Here is a 19953-nt window from a genome sequence, read left to right on the forward strand (position 1 = left end):
AGAGAAGGTGTTCCGAATGTTGCAAAATTGGATGGAGGCGTGATCGTTGGCCGAAGACATAGGTTCGACGGTGCCGCGACGGCAGCTCGGCCGGGCGCTGCGGCAGTTGCGCACCGAGGCGGGGATCACCCTGGACGCGGCGGCCGAGGCGTTGGAATGCAGCCGGCAGAAGGTCTGGCGGATCGAGAGCGGCCTCGGGTCGGTGCGCGGGGTCGACGTCCGCGCGATGTGCCAGCTCTACGACACGAACCCGGAGCTGACCGGCGCGCTGGCCGCCCTGGCGACCGAGACAAAGGCGAAAGGCTGGTGGCACGCCTACGGCGACGCCATCCCGGAGTGGTTCGAGCTGTACGTAGGCCTGGAGTCAGCCGCTTCCCGACTCCGGTTTTACAAGAACACGCTGGTGCCGGGTCTACTTCAGACGAGGCGGTATGCCCTCGGCATCTATCGAGTCGACCAGCCGGAGATGAGCGAGGAAGACCGGGAGCTGGCGGTCGAGCTGCGGTTGCAGCGGCAGTCCCTGCTCACCCGCCGGTTGCCCCGCGCGCCACGGGTGCGGGTGACGCTTTGCGAGTCGGTGCTCCTGCGTCCGGTCGGTGATGCGTCCGTGATGGCCGAGCAGCTTCGGCACCTGCTGGAGGTGACCGACCTGCCGAATGTCTCCATCCGCATCTTGCCGCTGGCAGCCGGGCCGCACAGTGGCAACGTTGCCGGCGAGTTCGTGATGCTGGAATTTCCGCCCGGCAACCGGAGCACCCCGGAACCCCCCGTCGTCTACAGCGAGTCACTGACTGGCGGGCTTTACCTCGACCGGCCAACCGAGTTCACGGCCTACGAAAAGGTCTGGTCGAGCCTGGGGCGGCTTGCCTTCGATGAGGGACAATCGAGAAACGTGATCAACAAGATCCTTGGGGAGATTCATCATGGCTGACCTGACCGGTGCCCGATGGCGCAAGAGCACCCGCAGCTCTGGCAACGGTGGCGAGTGCGTCGAGGTTGCCGACAACCTGCCCGGCCTCGTCGCCGTACGCGACAGCAAAGACCCGGCGGGGCCGGTCCTCACCTTCACCCCCACCGCCTGGACCACCTTCACCCGCCAGGTCAAGGGCACGCGCTGATCAACAGCCCGGGTGTGGCGGGCACGAGGGCCGCCGCACCCGGCTCATCGACAGACCTCTCGGGGAGGTTCACCATGGCTGACCTGACCGGCGCCCGGTGGCGTAAGAGCACCCGCAGCGGCAGCAACGGCGGTGACTGCGTCGAGGTCGCCGACAACCTGCCCGGCCTCGTCGCCGTACGCGACAGCAAAGACCCGGAAGGTCCCGCCCTGGTCGTGGCGTCGCGCGCCTGGTCCGCCTTCATCGACCGGCTCAAGCAGGCCCACTGAGGCGAGCGCCAGGCGCGGGGCCAGTCTTAGCGACGCCTTACCTCGGGTGGGCCCTTCGCTAACCTGGCAATTCCGGCTACTTCTGAAGTAGTGTTGATGTCATGTCGATACCGTTGGAATCCGTGCCGTTCTCGGAACTGCTGCGCCAACCTGCGGAAACCATCGAGCGGCTGGCCCGCGCTCGCGCGGTGCGGCTGCGCCGCCGCGACGCCGCCGACCTGGTACTCATGTCCGCCGACCGGGCGGAAGCCGAGGGCGAGGTGGTGGACCTGACTGCCCGGCTGCTGGCCAGCGTCGTGCGCCGGGACCCGGCCCTGGTGCGTGAGGCGCTGCCCACCGTGCTGCCCTGGGTGCGATTCCTGCCGCCCGGAGACGTCGAGCAGATGGCCAGCGAGTTCGTTGCCACAGCGGAGGCCGCCGCAGCGGTGGGCAACACCGCAGCGGTGTCGCAACTGCTCACCGAGTGGCGGCACACCGCCGAGATCCACGCGGACCCCGACCTGCACCGGGTTCTGGCAGCGTCGAGCGCTGACGACTTCGGGCCGGTGACGCGGCCGGCCGGCGAATGAGCGCGAAGCGAGGCGACCGGGCAGCGCCGCCACCACGCCCCGGCGATTACTCCCTGCGGTTCGCCGCAAACGACGCGGCCAAGGGCCCGCGCATCTGGTACCTGGTCGACCACGACACCCGCACCTGCTGGATCAAGCACGCCGGCACCGGACACCCCAAGGCCACCGACTAACAACCCCCACAGAACGCCTCCGGGCAGGCCCTCACCCTAGTCTGGTGCGGCGTCCATTTGACCAGTCCTTGTCAGGCCAGGTGGGCGTCGGCGAGGGCGATTGTGCGGGCGTACCGGATGGCGGCCGGGGTGTCCGGGAAGACCAGGCCCGCGCGGCGCAGGTCGTCGGCCACGCCGAGGGTGTTCAGCACCTGGTCGTGGTCGGGTGTGATGCCGGAGAGCAGCACCACGATGCCGCGTGCCCGGAGGCGGTCGATGGCGTCGCCGAGCACCCGCGCGCCGGTGGCGTCCAGCGTCGATACCCGGGACATCCGCAGGATGACCACCCGCACGTCGGCGACGTCGGAGAGTTCCAGCAGGAAGGTGTGCGCGGCGGCGAAGAAGAGCGGCCCGTCGAGCCGGTAGGCCACGATGTGCTCGGCCAACAGGGCGTGTTCCTCGGCGCTGTGCTCGCCGGGGTCGAGCGGGACCTGTTCGAGTCGGGCGCTGCGGGCCACCGCGCGCAGGGCGAGGACGATCGCCACGGCGAGGCCGACCGCTACCGCGGTGACCAGGTCCCAGATCACCGTGACCGTGAAGGTCAGCACGAGCACGACCGCGTCGCCGCGGGTGGCCCGGGCGAGCGCCCAGAGCGAGCCCGCCTCCACCATCCGTACGGTGGTGGCCAGCAGCACGCCGGCCAGCGCGGCCAGCGGGATCCGGCCGACCAGCGGGGCGGCGGCCAGCACGATCGCCGCGAGGGCGACGGCGTGGGTCAGCGCGGCCAGCTTGGAGGCGGCGCCGGCGCGGACGTTGACGGCTGTCCGGGCGATGGCGGCGGTGGCCGGGATGCCGCCGAACAGCGGCGAGGCCAGGTTGGCCAGGCCCTGCCCGAAGAGTTCCCGGTCCGGGTCGTGCCGTTGACCGACGGTCATCCCGTCCGCGACGGTGGCCGAGAGCAGGCTTTCCAGCGCGGCGAGCGCGGCGACCGCGAGCGCGCTGGGCAGCAGCGCGCCGACCGCGCCGAGGTCGAGGAAGTCCAGCGAGGGCGCGGGCAGGCCCTGCGGCAGGGCGCCGATGCGGACCAGGTCGACCGGGGTCAGCTCGGCGAGCAGCGTGGCGGCGGCCACGCCGACCAGGGAGAACGGCAGCCCGGGACGCCACCGCGAGCCGAGCAGCATGAGCGCCGCGACGGCGAGGGCGACGGCGACGGGCACCGGCCGGGGGTGCGTGACGAACCGAGCGACGGCGTCCGCGGCCACCGCCCAGACCTTGTCGCCGTGCGCGTCGGTGACGCCGAGCGCCGCGGGCACCTGCTGAAGGGCGATGACCACGGCGATGCCGGCGGTGAAGCCCTCGATGACCGGGGTGGGCAGGTAGCGGACGTAGCGGCCGAGCCGGGCGAGGGCGAGGGCGATGAGCGCCAGCCCGGCCATCGCGCCGACCATGAGCACCCCGCCGGCGCCGAACCGCTGCACCACCGGCACCAGGACGACGGTCATCGCCCCGGTGGGGCCGGAGACCTGGAGGTTGGAGCCGCCGAACACGGCGGCCACCGCTCCGGCGACCACGGCGGTGACCAGCCCGGCCTGCGCGCCCAGCCCCGAGGTGACGCCGAAGGCAAGGGCCAGCGGCAGCGCCACCACCGCGACGGTCAGCCCGGCGAGCAGGTCGCGGCGGGGTGAGCGACGCACCGCCGCCCAGTCGGCCCGGCCGGGCAGCAGCCCGAGCAGGTTCATCGGTCGGTCCCGGAGGCGCGGAGTTCGTCGAGGAGGGCGTCACGGTCGGTGAGCACCGCACCGAGGATCCGCCGCCCGGCGGCCAGCAGGTCGGCCACGTCGGGGGTGCTGAGGGCGTACATGACCAGCGCCCCCTCCCGGTACGAGGTGACCATGCCGGCCCGGCGCAGCACGGCGAGCTGCTGGGAGAGGTTGGACGCCTCGACGTCGAGGGCGGCGAGCAGGTCCCGGACCGGCTTGGGGCCGTCCTGCAGCAGCTCGAGCACCCGGATGCGGACCGGGTGCCCGAGGGTGCGGAACAGCTCCGCCTTCGCCTGGTACAGCGGCACCGACATGCAGATCCTCCCCGGAGACCATGAAGACTTTAGCACTTGCAGAAATCTTCAAATAGATGCCCTGGAGGGTGACCCCGCCGCAGCCCACCGCCCCGGGCTTCATCCCGCCCTAACCTCGTCAAGAGTGGCAGGCGAGGCGGGGGGCTGGCGTGCAGGCGTATCCGGACATCGAGGACCATGGCCTCACCGGCGATCTTCAGACCGCCGTTCTGGTCACTCGCGACGGCACGGTCGACTGGTTCTGCGCGCCGCGCTTCGACTCGCCCAGCATCTTCGCCGCACTGTTGGACCGGCGGCGGGGCGGATACTTCCGCATCTCGCCCGACGGCAGCAACTATCAGTGCAAGCAGCTCTACATGCCCGACTCGCCGATCCTGATCACCCGGTTCATCAGCCCTGACGGCGTCGCGGAGATCACCGACTTCATGCCGGTCGCCGGCGACCGGCCGACCGATCAGCATCGCCTGGTACGAATGATCAACATGGTCCGGGGCAGCATGCCGTTTCGGCTGGAATGCCGGCCCCGATTCAACTACGGGCGCGACCGCCACGAGCTGGAGCGGCAACCCGAAGGCATCATTTTCCGCAGCCCCTCCATGTCATTCACTCTCAGTCCGATCCAGCAGGCCCGCTGGCTGGTTCCGGAGCAGGACTACCGCGAGGAGAACGGCGACCTGCTCGTGTTCACCACCCTGCACGAGGGCGACAAGGGCGGGATGGTGCTGGAGACGGCCGCAACCCAGGGGCCTCGGGTCATCCCCACCGACGAAGTCCAGGCGCTTTTCGAGCAGACCCTCACCTACTGGCGCCGATGGATCGACCGCTCCCGATACCGGGGCCGGTGGCGGGAGATGGTCGAACGCTCGGCGATCACCCTCAAACTCATGACGTACGCACCGACCGGCGCCACGATCGCCGCGCCGACCGCCAGCCTTCCCGAGCAGGTCGGTGGCACCCGGAACTGGGACTACCGATACACCTGGATCCGGGATGCGGCCTTCTCCGTCCACGCCTTGCTGGGGCTCGGCTTCACCGAAGAGGTCGACCGGTACATGGACTGGATCGCCGAGCGCATCTGTGAGGCCGGCGACAACAGCGTCCCATTGAAGATCATGTACCGCGTTGACGGCTCCTCCGACCTCCCGGAGGAGGTTCTCGACCATTTCGAGGGCTACTGCGGGTCGGCTCCCGTCCGGATCGGCAACGGCGCGGCCGACCAGTCACAGTTGGACATCCAGGGCGAGGCGCTGTACGCGATGCACCTTGCCGGCGATCATGGCATCCGCGCCTTCCACCAGACCTGGCAGAGCACCGTCAGGCTCATCGACTGGCTGTGCCACAGCTGGGACCAGCCCGACGCGGGCATCTGGGAAAGCCGCGGCCATACCCGCAACTACACCTACAGCCGCGCCATGTCGTGGGTTGCCTTCGACCGCGCCATCCGCCTCGCCGCAGAGACCGGCCGCCCAGGCGACACCACCTGCTGGCTTGAGCAGCGGAACGCCATCTACAGCCAGGTCATGGAACGCGGCTACCACCCCGGCCGCCGCTCCTTCGTCCAGAGCTATGGCGAGGAGTTCCTCGACGCCTCGCTGCTCATCCTGCCGACCGTCGGCTTCGTGGCACCGTATGACCCGATATGGCTGTCCACGCTTCGCGCGATCGACGAGACCCTGGTCTCCGACAGCCTCGTCTACCGCTACAACCCGACCGCCACTCCGGACGGGCTACCCGGAGACGAGGGCACCTTCAACATGTGCACCTTCTGGTACGCCGAAGCGCTCGCCCGCTCCGGACGCCTCGACGAAGCTCGTCTCACCCTCGAGAAGATGTTCACCTTCAGCAGCCACCTCGGCCTCTACGCGGAAGAGATCGACCTCAGCGGCAAGCAGGTTGGCAACTTCCCCCAGGCCCTCAGCCATCTCTCTCTCATCAACGCCGCGATAGCCATCAACGACCTCCTGGAACACCCCAGCCCCTACTACCCGAGGCGGGTCTGACACCACCGAGAAGAGGTGCCGGGGATGTCAGTTGACCGTGCGTAGGACCGGGCGGGTGGTCAGCGCCCCCGGGTCGAGCGGGGCGTCGACGCGCACGGTGAAGGTGACCGACTCACCGGGCAGCAGGGTGAGCAGGGCGTGGTCGACCTCGGCCGCCGGGTCGAGCCGGTCCGGGAAGAGGGTCAGGTCACGCAGGATCGTCCGGGCCGTGACCCGCACCCGCTGGCCACCGTCCACCGCCTCGACCGCCGCGTCGTACGCCGCGGCCGGCCACTCGATGTCCCGGTCCTCGGCGAAGAACCACAGCGCCCGCTCCGCGCTGTCGCCGGCCTCCGCGACCAGCAACTCCCGCCGGGCCTCGTCCGGCCGGGCCACCTCCGCGGGCAGCGCCAGCACCACCGAGGAGTACGCGGGCACCTCAAGCTCCACCGAGGTCTTCGACCTCGGCTCCCCGGCCAGGGTGCACCGGGTGACCGCGGCCGGCGTACGCCACGCCTCGGCGGTCTCGTTCACCGCCACCAGGGCCAGCCCCCCGTCGCGCGGCTGCACGGTGAGCAGCCGGTCGGCGTACGCGTGGCGCAGCGCGTACCAGAGGGGCTTGCGCCGCCCGTCGCCGTCGACCGCCGCCCACGAGGTGACCGGCCAGCAGTCGTTGAGCTGCCAGACGATGGTGCCCATGCACACCGGCCGGATCGAGCGGAAGTGCTCGACGCCGAGCTGGATGGCCCGGGCCTGGTTGAGCTGGGTGAGGTAGTGCCAGTCGTCGAAGTCGGCGGGCGTCGGCAGGTGCGCGTCCAGCCCGCGCCGGAGCTTCCGGTCCCCGTCGATCGCCTTCTGGTGGTGGGCCATGCCCGGCGAGTCGGGCTTGAGGGGCTCGTCGGTGAGGGCCCGGCGCAGGGTCGCGTACGCCGGGGGTGCCTGGTAGCCGAACTCGGCGACGAAACGCGGCCGATATTCCCGGTATTTTACATAGTCGTCGGTGTTCCAGACGTCCCAGATGTGCGTGGTGCCGTGCGCCGGGTCGTTGGGGTGCACGTCCTCCCGGCCGGACCAGGGGCTGCCCGGCCAGTACGGGCGGGTCGGGTCCAGCTCGCCGACGATCCGGGGCAGCAGGTCCAGGTAGTAGCCGCGCCCCCAGGTACGCCCGGCGAGGGCCTGCTGCCAGTCCCAGTCGTGCCAGCCCCAGATGTTCTCGTTGTTGCCGGTCCACAGCACCAGCGACGGGTGGGCGGCCAGCCGGGTCACCTGCTCGCGCGCCTCGGCCTCGACCTCGGTACGGAACGGCTCCTCCTCCGGGTACGCGGCGCAGGCGAAGAGGAAGTCCTGCTGCACCAGCAGGCCGAGGGAGTCGGCCAGCTCGTAGAAGTCCGTCGACTCGTACCGGCCGCCGCCCCAGACCCGGATCAGGTTGATGTTCGCCTCGACCGCCTGGGTGAGGCGCTCGGCCAGCCGCTGCCGGGTGATCCGGTTGGGGAACACGTCGTCGGGGATCCAGTTGACGCCCCTGACGAACACCGGCACGTCGTTGACGTGCAGCGTGAACGGGGTGCCGTGCGCGTCGGGGGTGGTGTCGAGGCGTATCGAGCGGAAGCCGATCCGCCGCGACCAGGTGTCGAGTGTCCGGCCGTCTGCGGCGAGCAGCGTCACGTCGAGGATGTAGCGCGGCTGCTTGCCGTATCCGACGGGCCACCACCGCTTTGGGTCGCGGACGGTGAGCGTCGCCACGGCCGTGCGCTCCCCCGCCGGGATGGTGGCCTCGGCGGCGACGGCAGCGACCTCGGCCCGTACGACCAGCGGCACGTCCGCCGCCCGCTCGACCTCGACGTGCAGCTCCACCCGGCCGGTGTCGCCGTCGAGGGTGACCAGCGGGCGGACAGTGGCCAGCCGGGCGGTCGACCAGGCGTGCAGCCCGATCCCCTGCCAGATGCCGGCGGTGACCAGGGTGGGACCCCAGTCCCAACCGAAGTTGCAGGCGGCCTTGCGGATGAAGTTGAACGGCTCCGGGTACGCGTTGGGTCGGTCGCCGAGCCGTTCCCGGTGGGCCTGCGCGTAGCGGTACGCCGAGTCGAAGCGGACGGCGAGCGTGTTCCCGCCCGGCCGCAGCAGCGCGCCGACGTCGAACCGGTAGCCCCGGTGCTGGTTCTCGGTGCGGCCGACCTCGGTGCCGTTGAGCGTCACCGTGGCGATCGTGTCCAGGCCGGCGCAGACCAGGTCGACCCGGTCCGCGTCGCCGCCCGACGGCCGGTCGAAGGTGGTCTCGTAGACCCAGTCGGTGTGCCCGATCCAGTCGAGCGCGTCTTCGTTGTCGTCCAGGTACGGGTCGGGGATGAGGCCGGCGGCCAGCAGGTCGGTGTGCACGCAGCCGGGCACGGTGGCCGGAACCGATCTGGTGCCGATTCCCGGCGGCACCTGCGGCCCCGGTACGGCCCGCAGCACCCAACCCTCGTGCAACGTCCGCCGGCTCACGATTTCACCGCGCCTTCCATGATTCCCCGGACGATCTGACGTCCGCCGACGAACAGCATCACCAGCAGCGGGATGGTGGCGACGAACGCGCCGGCCAGCACCCGCCGATAGATCACGTAGTTGCCGCTGGCCAGGTCGGACACGGCCACCATCGAGGTCGGGTAGTCGGTGCCGCCCAGCGTGATGAGCGGCCACTGGAACTCGTTCCAGGTGGCCACGAAGGTGAGCAGGCCGAGCACCGCGAGGGCGGGTCGGATCGCCGGCAGCGCGATGGTGGCGTACACCCGCATGGTGGTGGCCCCGTCCATCCGGGCCGACTCCACCAGCTCGTCGGGGACGCTGTTGACGATGAACTGCCGCATGTAGAACACGCCGAACGCGGTGACCAGGCCGGGCGCGATGACCGCGAGCAGGGTGCCGTTCCAGCCGAGCTTGCCCATCACGATGTACAACGCCACGATGCCGAGCTGGTTGGGCACGGTGAGGGTGAGCACCACGAAGAGCATCAGCGCGTTGCTGCCCTTGAACCGCAGCTTGGCGAAGGCGAAACCGGCCAGCGAGCAGAAGAACAGCACCGAGGCGGTCACCACCGTCGAGACGATGACGCTGTTGACCAGCGAGGCGGCGAAGTAGACGTCCTGGAGTGAGAAGACCTCCCGCAGGTTGACCAGGAACTGGTCGCCGGGGACCACCGCCGGAGGGAGCTTCGCCAGCGCCTCGTCGGTGCTGGTGGCGATGACGAACATCCAGTAGAGCGGGAACGCGCCGAACAGGAACGTCACGGCCAGCAGCAGGTAGCTCCAGACGCCGGCGGCGGTGTCCTGCGGGGCCCGGCCCATCAGCCGCGACCGGTTCCGCCGGGTCGGCGGGGCGGGCGGCGCGGTCACGGCGGTCATTTGCGCCCTCCCGACAGTCGGTTGGTGAGCAGGGTGTTGACGCCGGCGACGATCAGGATGATGAGGAACAGCACCCAGGACATCGCGGCGGCGTAGCCGAGGTTGAGTTCCTTCCAGCCGACCTTGTAGATCAGCTGGGCGATGGTCTGCCACTCCCGGCCGGCGCCGCCCGTGGCAGCCTGCGCGTTCAGGTCGAACAGCATCGGTTCGGTGAAAAGCTGAAGCCCACCGATGGTGGAGAGCACAACCGTGAACACGACCACCGGCTGGATCATCGGCACGGTGATCCGCCAGAGCTGTTTCCACGGGCTGGCGCCGTCGATCGCCGCCGCCTCGTAGACGTCGCGCGGGATGGACTGCATCGCGGCCAGATAGAGCAGGGCGTTATAGCCGATCCACTTCCAGTTGACCATGGTCGCGATGGCGATCCAGGAGTGCAGCTTGTCGGCCCGCCAGTCGATCGGGTCGTCCGGGCCGCCGAGGCCGAACAGGCCGAGCACCCAGTTAGCCATGCCGAAGTCGCGGGAGAAGAAGACGCTGAACACCATGGTCGAGGCGACGATCGGGGTCACGTAAGGCAGCAGCATCCCGACCCGCCACCAGGTCTGCGCCCGCAGCTTGCGGTTGAGCAGGGAGGCGACCACCAGCGCGAGCAGCAACTGCGGCACGCTGGAGAGCAGAAAGATGCCGAAGGTGTTGTAGAGCGCGTTCCAGAAGTATTCGTCGCCGAAGAGCTTGCTGAAGTTGTCGAAGCCGGCCCAGTACGGCAGCGTCGGGTCGTCGAGCCGGTAGTTGCGCAGCGCGACCACACCGTTGAAGACCATCGGGAAGAGCCCGAAGACGATGAAGAGCAGGAAGAACGGCGCGATCATCAGGTACGGCAGGTAACGCAGATCGAAGCGGTACAACCGGTCGCGCCAGGTCAACCGTTGTCTGCCGCCCCCGGGGCCGCGCTCCGGCGCGGTTCGGCGGCCCGACGGTGTGGTTGCGGCACGGGTGGTGGACATCGGATCACTCCAGGGCCGAGGTGGTGACGGGACGGACGGTGACGGAGCGGGCGGTGCCCCGCTCCGTCACCGGTGCTGCCAGGAGTCGCTGCGGCGAGGCCACCGTCAGGAGCTGGCGACCTTCTCCGCCGCCTTGACCGCCTCAGCCCAGGCGGCGTCCGGCTTCAAGCTCTTGTTCTGCACCCGGCCGATGACGTTCTCCACCTCGACCCGGGTCGGGCCGTTCTTCTTGCCGAGGTACTGCGGGGTCAGGCCCGCGGCCATCTTCGGGAAGATCTGCCCGACCGGCGCGTTGTTGAAGAACGGGTTCTTGAAGTCGGCGATCGCCGGGTCGGAGTAGAGCGCCGGCTGCGAGGGCAGGTTGCCGACCGTCTTGAAGATCTCGATCTGCTGCTCCGGCTGGACCAGCCACTCCAGCAGCTTGTACGCCTCGTCGACGTGCTTGCCCTGCTTGGGGATGGTCAGGAACGAGCCGCCCCAGTTGCCGCCGCCGCCGGGCACCGCGGCGATGTCCCACTTGCCCGAGGTGCCGGGGGCGGTGTCCTTGATGTGGCCGAGCATCCACGCGGGGCAGGCGAGCACGGCGAAGGAGCCGCTGGTGAAGCCCTTGTCCCAGTCGGCCTGGAAGCTGGCGAGGTTGGCCGACAGGCCGGCCTCGATCCCCTTGACGGCGTAGTCGAAGGCGACCTTCGGGCCGCCGTCCATCTGGAGCTGCTCCTGCTCGTTGTAGAAGCCGACCGGCTGCTGGCCGAGGATCGGGTTGAACAGGTTGGTGGCCGAGTCGACGAACTTCTTCTTGGTCTTGGCCGTGTACTGCTGGCCGACCTCGATGAACTTGTCCCAGGTGGGCCAGAGCTCGGAGACCTGGTCCCGGTCGGTGGGCAGGCCGGCGGCCTGGAACAGGTCGGTGCGGTAGCACATGGCCAGACCGCCGACGTCGGTGCCGAGGCCGATCTGGGTCTTGCCGTCGGCCGACAGCGACTGCTTCCACTTCCAGGGCAGGTACTTGCTCTCGTACGAGCCGGCGCCCTTGTCGAGCAGGTTGACGAACTTGTCGGCCTGGCTGCGGAACTGGACGATGAAGCCCTCGTCGATCGCCGCGATGTCCGCGGCGCCGGAGCCGGCGACCAGCTTCTTCTGCAGGTCCTCGTGCTGGGCGTTGTATTCGCCGGAGTTCAGCTGAATCTTGATGTTCTTGTGCTCGGCCTCGTACTTGGCCTTGAGGTCCTGAAGGCCGAAGTCGCCCCAGAAGTTAATCTTCAAAGTGATCTGCCCGCCGCCCGAATCCGAGTCGCCGGTGTTGCTCTTTCCGCTACAGGCCGCGACCATCACAAGGCTGACGGCACCCACGGTGACCGCGCGGGCCCAGTGCGTCCAGGACCACTTCATGTCATCCTCCACGCCGAATGGAAACGCTCCCAAGATCGAGAGACGTCGACTGAACCGGATAAGTGAGCACACCGTACGGGGCGACCTATACACTGTCAACGGCCCGTTCGGCGTACGCTTAACCGTGCAAGTTGCGGGGTGCCCTCACGGGGGCGAACAACTGAAGGAGCGCGCCGGTGAAACGGCCGACCATCGCCGACGTCGCCCGACGGGCCGGGGTTTCCAAGGGCGCGGTGTCGTACGCGCTGAACGGGCAGCCCGGCGTGTCGGAGGCGACCCGACATCGCATCCTGACGATCGCGGCCGAAATCGGGTACAGCCCGAGCAGCGCCGCCCGGATGCTCTCCGGCGCCACCGCCAACGCGGTCGGCCTGGCCCTGTGCCGGCCGGCGCGGACGCTGGGCATCGAGCCGTTCTTCATGGAGCTGATCAGCGGCGTCGAGGCCGAACTGTCGGCCCGCTCGTACGCGCTGACCCTGCAGGTGGTGGCCGACCAGGAGGCGGAGGTCGCGGTCTACCGCCGGTGGTGGGCCGAACGGCGGGTGGACGGCGTCCTCGTCTGCGACCTGCGTACCGACGATCGGCGGGTGCCGACGCTGGAGGAGCTGCAACTGCCCGCGGTGGTGATCGGCGGGCCCGGTCACACCGGCAGCCTGGCCAGCGTCTGGGCCGACGACGCGGCGGCCCTGGCGGAGACCGTGGAGTATCTGGTCGCGCTCGGGCACCGGCGGATCGCCCGGGTCGGCGGGCTGCCCGACCTGCTGCACACCCAGATCCGCGACAACGCGTTCGACGCGGTGTGCCGACGGCTGGGGCTGGTCGACGCCACCGCGGTCTGGTCGGACTACACCGGCGAGGAGGGGGCCCGGGCCACCCGTCGGCTGCTCAGCTCCGCCCAACGGCCCACCGCGGTCCTCTACGACAACGACGTGATGGCGATCGCCGGGCTCTCGGTCGCCCAGGAGATGGGGCTCACCGTCCCCGGTGACCTGTCCATCGTGGCCTGGGACGACTCTCCGCTGTGCCAGCTGGTGCACCCGCCGCTGACGGCCCTCGGCCGGGACATCCCCGCGTACGGGGCGCACGCCGCACGACAGCTCCTCGCCGCGATCGCCGGCGAGCCGGTCACCAGCGTCCAGGACGAGACCGCCCGTCTCACCCCGCGCGGCAGCACGGCACCGCCGCGAAACCGATAGGGCGCTTCGAACGGCTCAGCGGGGCGCGGAGCGGAACTCCTCGAGCCATGCCTCGACCCGCTCGGCGGTCGCCGGGCGGGCGAAGGCGAACCCCTGGCCGTAGCGGCAGCCGGCCCGACGGGCGCCGGCGATCTGGGCTTCGGACTCCAACCCCTCGACCACCACCTCCAGGCCGAGCCGGTCGCCCAGCTTGGCCACCACCTCGATCAGCGGGAGATGCCCGTCGGGGGCCGGCCCGACCAGCTGCGGACCGACCTTGAGCAGGTCGATCGGCAGCCGGCGGAGCTGGGCCAGCGAGGCGTGCTCCGCCCGGAAGTCGTCCAACGCCGTACGCACTCCGAGCGAGCGCAGGCCGGCGAGCCGGGCCACCACCGAGGGCAGCTCCGCGCCGACCGCCGGCTCGGCCACCTCCACGACGAGGCGCTCTGGCGGCACGTCGTACGCCGCGAGGGCGCCCGCCGTCCGGGCGACGAAGTCCGGCGCGGTCAGCTCACGGGGCGTGACGTTGACTGCCATCCACAGCTTCCGCCCCCCGTCCGACCAGTCGGCGAGCTGCCGGCAGGCCCGGTTTAGCACCCACCGCCCCACCTCGCCGAGCAGGTCCAGGTCGGCCGCGACGGGCAGCAGCTCGTCCGGCAGCACGGTGCCCAGGGCCGGGCTGCGCCAGCGCAGCAGCGCCTCGGTGCCCACCGGCTGCCGATCCGCGAGGGCCAGCACCGGCTGGTAGACCAGGTCCAGCTCGCCCCGGGCGAGCGCGCCGGGCAGCTCCCGTTCCAGGTCCAGCCGGCGGACGAGCTGCTCCTCCAGGTAGGCGTCGTACCACTCGACCCGGTCCCGGCCGAGCTGCACCGCACGCCGCCGGGCCAGTTCGGCCTGGCGCAGCACGTCCTCCGGGGCACCACCGCTCGTCTCGGCCAGCCCGACGCTGACCCGGATCCGGGTCGCCCCGCCGGCCCCCGGGTACGGCTCGGTCAGCGCGGCCAGCAACCGGCTGCCCAGCGCGTACGCGACCACCGGCCCGACACCGGTGAGCACGGCGAACTCGGCATCGGCGAGGCGGGCCACCAGGTCGCCGGGGCCGCTGCCGGCCCGGAGCCGCCGGGCGACCTCGACCAGCACGGGCCGGTCCACGGCAGCACCGTCGGCGGCCCCGACCAGGTCGACCACGAGCAGCGCGCCGTCCGCCCGCCCGGCGAACCCGCGCACCAGGTCGTCCCGGCCGGCCAGCTCGGCGAGCGGGTCGGCCGCGTCCGGTCGGTCGTCGACCGGTCGCGGCCCGGCCGCCTGGGCCGACCGGTCGGCGCGGCGGCGCTGGTCGGCGAGGGCGAGCAGTTCGCGGAGCACCATCGGCGGAATGACCGCCAGCCCCAGGGCGATCGCGGGGGCGGCGATCTCCCCCGCCGTCCACAGGCGGTGGCCGGCGGCGAGCGCGGCGATGCCGGCCGGCGCGGTCAGCCCGGGCCAGGCGGCCCGCAAACCGCCGGTCCGGGACCGCCCTCTGGTGGCCGTACGCCGAGCGCCGTCGGCGGTGAGCAGCGCGCCGGCCAGCAACGGCGGCGCGACGGCCAGGACGGCCCGGTCCGGGGCGCCGTGGTCGAGCAGCACCACGAGCAGGGCCAGCCCGGCGAGGGTGGCCGCCGCGCCGGCGCAACAGCGCGCCGCGCCCGGCCGGCGACACCGGTCCGCCCCCGCGGTCACCACCAGCACGGCCACCCCGGTCGCTCCGGCGACGCTCGCGCTGGCCGCCGCCGGTGGCACCGGGCCGGGCGGCAGCATCATCCAGGCCGCGAAGACCAGCGCGAGGCCGAGGCCGAGAATGTCGACGGTTCGGCCGAGCCGCTCGGCGGCGGTGAGCCGGGAGCGGCCGGGAAGCCGGAGCAGCGCGGCGCCGTACAGCAGGGCGGTGACGGCGAGGCCGACGAGCGCGACCGGCGCTCGGTGCGGCGGGTCGGCCAGTGGCAGCACGGCGACGGTGAGCCCGGCGGCCAGCACGGCCGCGTCGAGGATCGCGGCGCACCGACCGGACAACGCGGCCAGCGAGGCGAGCCGGACGCAGGCCAGGGCGCACCCGGTGGCGACGGCGAGCGCCACCGCGGCGAGGGCCGGGACGAGGCCGGCGGCCCCGGCCAGCACGAAGATCGTGCCGACTATCGGCACGACAAGGTCGGGCAGCGGGGGTCGGCGGAGTCGACCACCGACGGGTTGGTGGACGGGCACGCGTTCGCCTTCGTGAGGGGGCACGGGGCGGTGCTGTTTCGCCAGCAGTGGATGGGCGGGGACTCGTACGGACGACCGGGCGGGGACCCGGAACGGCCATGCCTATGAACGATTCCGCACGTACCCGGTGACGTGACACCCGACGTGACACCGATCACATTGGCGTCGCCGACCACCGGCGTCGCGCCCGCCGCGTACGACGCCAACCGGGGGTGCGAAGATCGGGGCGTGACCCGCGCCGACACCATCCGTTTCCGCCACAACCAGGCCATCCTGGTCGCCGCGATCGTCGCGTTCGTCGGCGCGCTGCCGGTGGCCACCGCCAACTGGTGGCTGCTCTGGCTGCTGCTGATCCCGCTCACGGTCCTGGTCTGGGCATGGCGGGCCGGCACCGACGCGGACCCCCGGGAGCTGCGACTACGGGCACTCGCCGGGCAGCGGCGGATTCCCTGGGCGCGGATCGCCGAGCTGACCGGCGACGCGCGCGGCCGGGGGGTCGCCCGGCTCGACGACGGGGAAATGGTCATGCTCCCCGCGGTACGCGCCGCCGACCTGCCCCGGCTGGTCTCCGTCACCGGGCAGAAACTGTCCGGCGACGCCGACTGAGCCGGGCCCGAGTCGAGGACAGCAGCCGACCGCAGCCCGCCCCGGCCCCCGTCAGTAGCCGTCCACCACCCGGTTCGCCAGCGGTTCACCGGCCGCGAACCGCCGCAACTGCTCCCCCACCAGCCGGTACGCGCGCGGCAGCAGGCCGCGTACCGAGCCGGCGACGTGCGGGGTGAGCAGCACGTTCGGCAGCTCCCAGAGCGGGTGGTCGGCGGGCAGCGGCTCGGGATCGGTGACGTCCAGGGCGGCCCGCAGCCGGCCGGAGGCCAGCTCGGCCACCAGCGCCGCCGTCCGCGCCACCGGCCCACGGGCCGCGTTGACCAGCAACGCGCCGTCCGGCATCGCGGCGAGGAACCGCTCGTCGACCAACCCGCGGGTCTGCTCGGTCAGCGGCACCAGCAGCACCACCACGTCCGCTTCCGGCAGCAGGGCGGGCAGCTCGTCCACCCCGTGCACTCCCTCGTCGGGACGCGGACTGCGGGCGACCAGGGTGAAGGTCACCTCGAACGGGGCCAGCCGGGCCTGGACCGCCGCGCCGATCGACCCCGCCCCGACGATCAGCACCCGCTTGCCGGCCAGCTCGTCGGTCGGGGCCACCTCGGCGTACGCCCACTCGCGGCGGGCCTGGGCCCGGGCCAGCGGACCGAAACCGCGCAGCGCCGACAGGATCGCGGCGACCACCCATTCGGCGGTGGCCGAGTCGTGCACGCCCCGGGCGTCGCAGAGGGCCACCCCGTCAGGAACCCGCCCCACCCAGGCGTCCGCCCCGGCGGACAGCAGCTGCACCACCGCCAGGTCGGGCAGCTCGGCCAGCAGCGTGCCGGCGTCCGGGCCGGAAAGGAACGGCGGCACCCAGAAGCGCACACCGGCCGGGGACGACGGAAGCCGGGTCGGGTGCTCCAGCAACTCCACGGTGACGCCCGGAGGCAGCTCGCCGAGGAGAGCACGGCCGGCCCGGTGCGGAATCCATACCTTCACGACCGCCGACGATAACCGCCGCGCCCGCAGTGCCGGCCGGCCGGCCACGGCCCGGCTACCCTGGTGCGGGTGAACGCCCGTCCCCCGTACCCGCGCACCGGCCGAGTCCGCGCGGCGCTGGCGGCACCCTGCGCGGCGCTGCTGCTGGGCACCGCCGGCTGTGCCTTCGGCAAGCCGGACCCCGACCCGGCCGGCGCACCGCCGAACCTGCCGACGCCCTCGGCGACGGCCAGCGCCGGCGGCGGTGACCAGCAGGTGGTCGCCACCGTGCTGGCCACGGGGCTGGCCGTGCCCTGGGCGATCGCCTTCCTGCCCGACGGCGGCGCGCTGGTGACGGAACGGGACAACGGCCGAATCCTCCAGGTCGGCCCGGCGTCCGGGCCGAACGGCATGAACGTCCGCGTGGTGCAGACCGTGCCGGACGTGGCAGCCGGCGGTGAGGGCGGGCTGCTGGGCATCGCGGTCTCCCCGTCGTACGCCAAGGACCGCACCGTCTTCGTCTACTACACCACCGCGCAGGACAACCGGGTCGCCAAGTTGCGACTGGGCGCGCCGCCCACCCCGATCCTCACCGGCATCCCGAAGGCCGGGAACCACGACGGCGGCGGGCTGGGTTTCGGCCCGGACGGTTATCTCTACGCCAGCACGGGCGACGCCGGCAAGACGGCCAACGCGCAGGACCCGAAGAGCCTCGGCGGCAAGATTCTGCGGATCACCACGGAGGGCAGGCCGGCACCGGGCAACCCCACCCCCGGCTCCCCGGTCTGGTCGCTGGGGCACCGCAACGTCCAGGGCTTCGCCTGGACCCCCGACAAACGGATGTACGCGGTGGAGTTCGGCCAGAACACCTGGGACGAGATCAACCAGATCAACAGGGGCGGCAACTACGGCTGGCCACAGGCCGAGGGGCGCGCCGACGACCCGCGCTACGTCGACCCGATCGTGCAGTGGCCCACCGCCGACGCCTCCTGCTCCGGCCTGGCCGCGGCGGAGCGCCTGCTGGTCACCGCCTGCCTGCGCGGGCAGCGGCTCTGGCTGGTCGAGCTGACCGCCAACGGCACCGTGCTCGGCGCGCCCCACGAGCTGCTGACCGGCAGATACGGCCGGCTGCGGGCCGCCGCGCTCGCCCCGGACGGCTCGATCTGGGTGAGCACCTCCAACCGGGACGGGCGGGGCAAGCCGGCCGCGGAGGACGACCGGATACTGCGGCTGGTCTTCGCCGACGGCGGGGCCGGACGCAGCTGAGGCCCGGCCGGCGGACGGCCGGAAAGTTGAGCAGGCCCGGGCACCCCTCGGGTTTCCCACGATCCCTCACTGGGCAGGTCAGGACTTGAACATGGACGGCCAGGAGAACGAACAGCACAGCACCGGGGACGGGGCGGCCCCGGAGAACGTCCGCGCCCAGCGCCGGTCGTTCCGCGCGCCGTGGGCCGGACGGTGGGTCGCCGGGCTGCGCCGGCTGGGCATCATGCTGGCAGTGCTCGTGGTCGCCCTGGCCGGGGTCGTCGCTGGCACGTACGCCGGGGGGCACCAGGGCACCGACATCGGGCCGTTCCGCGCGGAGCTGAGCCTGAGCCCGTCGGTGAGCGGCGGCGGTACCACGGTCGACGTGCCGCCGCTGGGCGCGCTGCGGCTGGACAGCCACAGCGGGCCGGCCTACCTGACCGTGCGGCTGGGCTCGCTGGACCAGGGGCGCACCGAGGCGTTGCTCGACGACCCGGCGAGCATCAGCCGGGCCAGCCAGTCCGCCGTTGAGGACATCCGCATCGGCGTGCTGCGCCTCGGGCTCAAGACGCTCGCCTGGGCGGTGCTGGCCACCCTGCTGCTGGCCGGGCTGGCCTTCCGGAACGTACGCCGGACGGCCTGGGCCGGCGGTCTGGCGCTGGCGATCACCTCGGGCAGTCTCGGGCTGGCCGCCGCCACCGTCCGCCCGCAGTCGATCGAGGAGCCCCGCTACGAGGGGCTGCTGGTCAACGCGCCGGCGATCGTCGGCGACGCGCGGCGGATCGCCAACGACTACACCAAGTACGCCGACCAGCTCCAGCGGATGGTCGGGAACATGAGCAAGCTCTACACCACCGTCTCGACCCTGCCGGTGTACGAGCCGGCCCCCGGCACCACCCGCGTGCTGCACGTCTCCGACATGCACCTCAACCCGACCGGATGGTCACTGATCCGGACCATCGTTGAGCAGTTCAACATCGACGTGGTGATCGACACCGGCGACATCACCGACTGGGGCAGCGAACCGGAGGCGTCCTACGTCGGCTCGATCGGCCTGCTCAAGAAGCCGTACGTCTACATCCGCGGCAACCACGACTCGGCGCGGACGGCCGCGGCGGTGGCCCAGCAGCCGAACGCGATCGTGCTGGACAACTCGACGACCACGGTGGCCGGGCTGACCATCGCCGGCATCGCCGACCCGCGGTTCACCCCCGACAAGGAGACCTCGCCGGCTGGCAGCGATCTCACCGCGGAGGTGGCCGACCAGGTGATCGGTGCCGGCGAGAAGCTGGCCACCACGGTGCAGAACTCGCCGACGAAGGTGGATATCGCGCTGGTGCACGACCCGGCCTCGGCCGGGCCGCTCTCCGGCACCGCCCCGCTGGTGCTGGCCGGGCACCTGCACGAGCGGCAGGTGGCGAAGCTGCCGCAGGAACTGGGCAAGGACCCGACCACGCTGATGGTGGAGGGCTCCACCGGCGGTGCCGGCCTGCGCGGCCTGGAGGGTGAGAAGCCCACCCCGCTGACGATGACCGTGCTCTACTTCGATCAGCAGAAGATGCTCCAGGCGTACGACGAGATCACCGTGGGCGGCACTGGCCAGTCGCAGGTCAGCCTGGAACGGCACGTCATCAAGGACCCGGAAAAGGGCGCCCAAGCACCCATCACCCCCACCCCCAACCGACCCGAGTCCCCCACCCCCACCCCCACCCCCACCCCCACCCGCTGACCCCGTCGATCATGGAGTTGTGGTGTCCGATTCTGCCGGGTTCACGGCTTTCGCGAACTAGAT

Annotated in this window: 18 protein-coding genes; 10 read left to right on the forward strand and 8 right to left on the reverse strand. The window is 71.5% G+C overall.

Going from position 1 to position 19953, the window contains the following annotated elements; translation table 11 throughout:
* Positions 1–70 precede the first annotated feature (70 nt).
* The 5 genes from ABZ671_RS19780 to ABZ671_RS19800 all read left to right on the forward strand — a co-directional run bounded on the left by ABZ671_RS19780 (position 71) and on the right by ABZ671_RS19800 (position 2129).
* Positions 71–931, forward strand: coding sequence for a helix-turn-helix transcriptional regulator (locus ABZ671_RS19780; RefSeq protein WP_357859788.1), 861 nt, complete (start codon positions 71–73; stop codon positions 929–931).
* Positions 924–1118: a DUF397 domain-containing protein gene (locus ABZ671_RS19785; RefSeq protein ID WP_357859791.1), complete on the forward strand. Its 195-nt coding sequence runs from the start codon at positions 924–926 to the stop codon at positions 1116–1118. The genes ABZ671_RS19780 and ABZ671_RS19785 overlap by 8 nt, the downstream gene beginning before the upstream one ends.
* A 74-nt stretch (positions 1119–1192) precedes the next feature.
* Positions 1193–1387: a DUF397 domain-containing protein gene (locus ABZ671_RS19790; protein ID WP_357859793.1), complete on the forward strand. Its 195-nt coding sequence runs from the start codon at positions 1193–1195 to the stop codon at positions 1385–1387.
* Positions 1388–1488: 101 nt separating this feature from the next.
* Positions 1489–1956, forward strand: a complete 468-nt coding sequence (locus ABZ671_RS19795; RefSeq protein WP_357859797.1) for a hypothetical protein — start codon at positions 1489–1491, stop codon at positions 1954–1956.
* Positions 1953–2129, forward strand: coding sequence for a hypothetical protein (locus ABZ671_RS19800; RefSeq protein WP_357859799.1), 177 nt, complete (start codon positions 1953–1955; stop codon positions 2127–2129). The genes ABZ671_RS19795 and ABZ671_RS19800 overlap by 4 nt, the downstream gene beginning before the upstream one ends.
* Positions 2130–2200: 71 nt before the next feature.
* Here the strand turns inward: ABZ671_RS19800 and ABZ671_RS19805 are convergent, their stop codons facing one another.
* Positions 2201–3847, reverse strand: a complete 1647-nt coding sequence (locus tag ABZ671_RS19805) for a SulP family inorganic anion transporter (RefSeq protein ID WP_357859802.1) — start codon at positions 3845–3847, stop codon at positions 2201–2203.
* Positions 3844–4182, reverse strand: coding sequence for a metalloregulator ArsR/SmtB family transcription factor (locus ABZ671_RS19810; RefSeq protein WP_357859805.1), 339 nt, complete (start codon positions 4180–4182; stop codon positions 3844–3846). Before ABZ671_RS19810 ends, ABZ671_RS19805 begins: the two co-directional genes overlap by 4 nt.
* A gap of 149 nt (positions 4183–4331) precedes the next feature.
* Here ABZ671_RS19810 and ABZ671_RS19815 point away from each other — a divergent pair, with 149 nt between their 5' ends.
* Complete coding sequence (locus ABZ671_RS19815) at positions 4332–6182, forward strand: glycoside hydrolase family 15 protein (RefSeq protein ID WP_357859808.1); 1851 nt, start codon at positions 4332–4334, stop codon at positions 6180–6182.
* Between the two features lie 27 nt (positions 6183–6209).
* Here ABZ671_RS19815 and ABZ671_RS19820 read toward each other — a convergent pair whose 3' ends face one another.
* From ABZ671_RS19820 to ABZ671_RS19835, 4 genes are all read right to left on the reverse strand, one after another.
* Complete coding sequence (locus ABZ671_RS19820) at positions 6210–8648, reverse strand: glycoside hydrolase family 2 protein (RefSeq protein ID WP_357859811.1); 2439 nt, start codon at positions 8646–8648, stop codon at positions 6210–6212.
* Positions 8645–9544, reverse strand: coding sequence for a carbohydrate ABC transporter permease (locus tag ABZ671_RS19825; protein WP_357859814.1), 900 nt, complete (start codon positions 9542–9544; stop codon positions 8645–8647). Before ABZ671_RS19825 ends, ABZ671_RS19820 begins: the two co-directional genes overlap by 4 nt.
* On the reverse strand, positions 9541–10551 hold the full coding sequence (locus ABZ671_RS19830; protein WP_357859817.1) for a sugar ABC transporter permease: 1011 nt from the start codon (positions 10549–10551) through the stop codon (positions 9541–9543). The genes ABZ671_RS19825 and ABZ671_RS19830 overlap by 4 nt, the downstream gene beginning before the upstream one ends.
* Positions 10552–10656: 105 nt before the next feature.
* Positions 10657–11940, reverse strand: a complete 1284-nt coding sequence (locus ABZ671_RS19835) for an extracellular solute-binding protein (protein ID WP_357859820.1) — start codon at positions 11938–11940, stop codon at positions 10657–10659.
* Between the two features lie 176 nt (positions 11941–12116).
* On the opposite strand from ABZ671_RS19835, the gene ABZ671_RS19840 reads away from it, so the two are divergent.
* Positions 12117–13136 (forward strand): LacI family DNA-binding transcriptional regulator, encoded by a 1020-nt coding sequence (locus ABZ671_RS19840; protein WP_357859823.1) that lies wholly within the window; start codon positions 12117–12119, stop codon positions 13134–13136.
* A 15-nt stretch (positions 13137–13151) separates the two neighbouring features.
* On the opposite strand, the gene ABZ671_RS19845 is transcribed toward ABZ671_RS19840, so the two are convergent.
* Positions 13152–15353, reverse strand: coding sequence for a bifunctional diguanylate cyclase/phosphodiesterase (locus tag ABZ671_RS19845; protein WP_357859826.1), 2202 nt, complete (start codon positions 15351–15353; stop codon positions 13152–13154).
* Between the two features lie 228 nt (positions 15354–15581).
* On the opposite strand from ABZ671_RS19845, the gene ABZ671_RS19850 reads away from it, so the two are divergent.
* On the forward strand, positions 15582–15959 hold the full coding sequence (locus ABZ671_RS19850; RefSeq protein ID WP_357859852.1) for a PH domain-containing protein: 378 nt from the start codon (positions 15582–15584) through the stop codon (positions 15957–15959).
* A gap of 51 nt (positions 15960–16010) precedes the next feature.
* On the opposite strand, the gene ABZ671_RS19855 is transcribed toward ABZ671_RS19850, so the two are convergent.
* The gene (locus ABZ671_RS19855; RefSeq protein ID WP_357859829.1) at positions 16011–16937 is read right to left on the reverse strand and encodes a 2-hydroxyacid dehydrogenase; all 927 of its coding nucleotides are present in this window, start codon (positions 16935–16937) and stop codon (positions 16011–16013) included.
* Positions 16938–17006: 69 nt separating this feature from the next.
* On the opposite strand from ABZ671_RS19855, the gene ABZ671_RS19860 reads away from it, so the two are divergent.
* Both ABZ671_RS19860 and ABZ671_RS19865 read left to right on the forward strand, forming a co-directional pair.
* The gene (locus ABZ671_RS19860) at positions 17007–18182 is read left to right on the forward strand and encodes a PQQ-dependent sugar dehydrogenase (RefSeq protein ID WP_357859832.1); all 1176 of its coding nucleotides are present in this window, start codon (positions 17007–17009) and stop codon (positions 18180–18182) included.
* A gap of 91 nt (positions 18183–18273) precedes the next feature.
* On the forward strand, positions 18274–19890 hold the full coding sequence (locus ABZ671_RS19865) for a metallophosphoesterase (protein WP_357859835.1): 1617 nt from the start codon (positions 18274–18276) through the stop codon (positions 19888–19890).
* Positions 19891–19953 lie beyond the last annotated feature (63 nt).

Source organism: Micromonospora sp. NPDC006766, from assembly GCF_040636055.1.
Lineage (GTDB): Bacteria > Actinomycetota > Actinomycetes > Mycobacteriales > Micromonosporaceae > Micromonospora.

Coding starts and splice junctions, on each gene's coding strand:
- ABZ671_RS19785 (WP_357859791.1), top strand. CDS start 924: ATGGCTGACCTGACCGGTGCCCGATGGCGCAAGAGCACCCGCAGCTCT.
- ABZ671_RS19790 (WP_357859793.1), top strand. CDS start 1,193: ATGGCTGACCTGACCGGCGCCCGGTGGCGTAAGAGCACCCGCAGCGGC.
- ABZ671_RS19795 (WP_357859797.1), top strand. CDS start 1,489: ATGTCGATACCGTTGGAATCCGTGCCGTTCTCGGAACTGCTGCGCCAA.
- ABZ671_RS19800 (WP_357859799.1), top strand. CDS start 1,953: ATGAGCGCGAAGCGAGGCGACCGGGCAGCGCCGCCACCACGCCCCGGC.
- ABZ671_RS19805 (WP_357859802.1), bottom strand. CDS start 3,847: ATGAACCTGCTCGGGCTGCTGCCCGGCCGGGCCGACTGGGCGGCGGTG.
- ABZ671_RS19810 (WP_357859805.1), bottom strand. CDS start 4,182: ATGTCGGTGCCGCTGTACCAGGCGAAGGCGGAGCTGTTCCGCACCCTC.
- ABZ671_RS19825 (WP_357859814.1), bottom strand. CDS start 9,544: ATGACCGCCGTGACCGCGCCGCCCGCCCCGCCGACCCGGCGGAACCGG.
- ABZ671_RS19830 (WP_357859817.1), bottom strand. CDS start 10,551: ATGTCCACCACCCGTGCCGCAACCACACCGTCGGGCCGCCGAACCGCG.
- ABZ671_RS19835 (WP_357859820.1), bottom strand. CDS start 11,940: ATGAAGTGGTCCTGGACGCACTGGGCCCGCGCGGTCACCGTGGGTGCC.
- ABZ671_RS19865 (WP_357859835.1), top strand. CDS start 18,274: ATGGACGGCCAGGAGAACGAACAGCACAGCACCGGGGACGGGGCGGCC.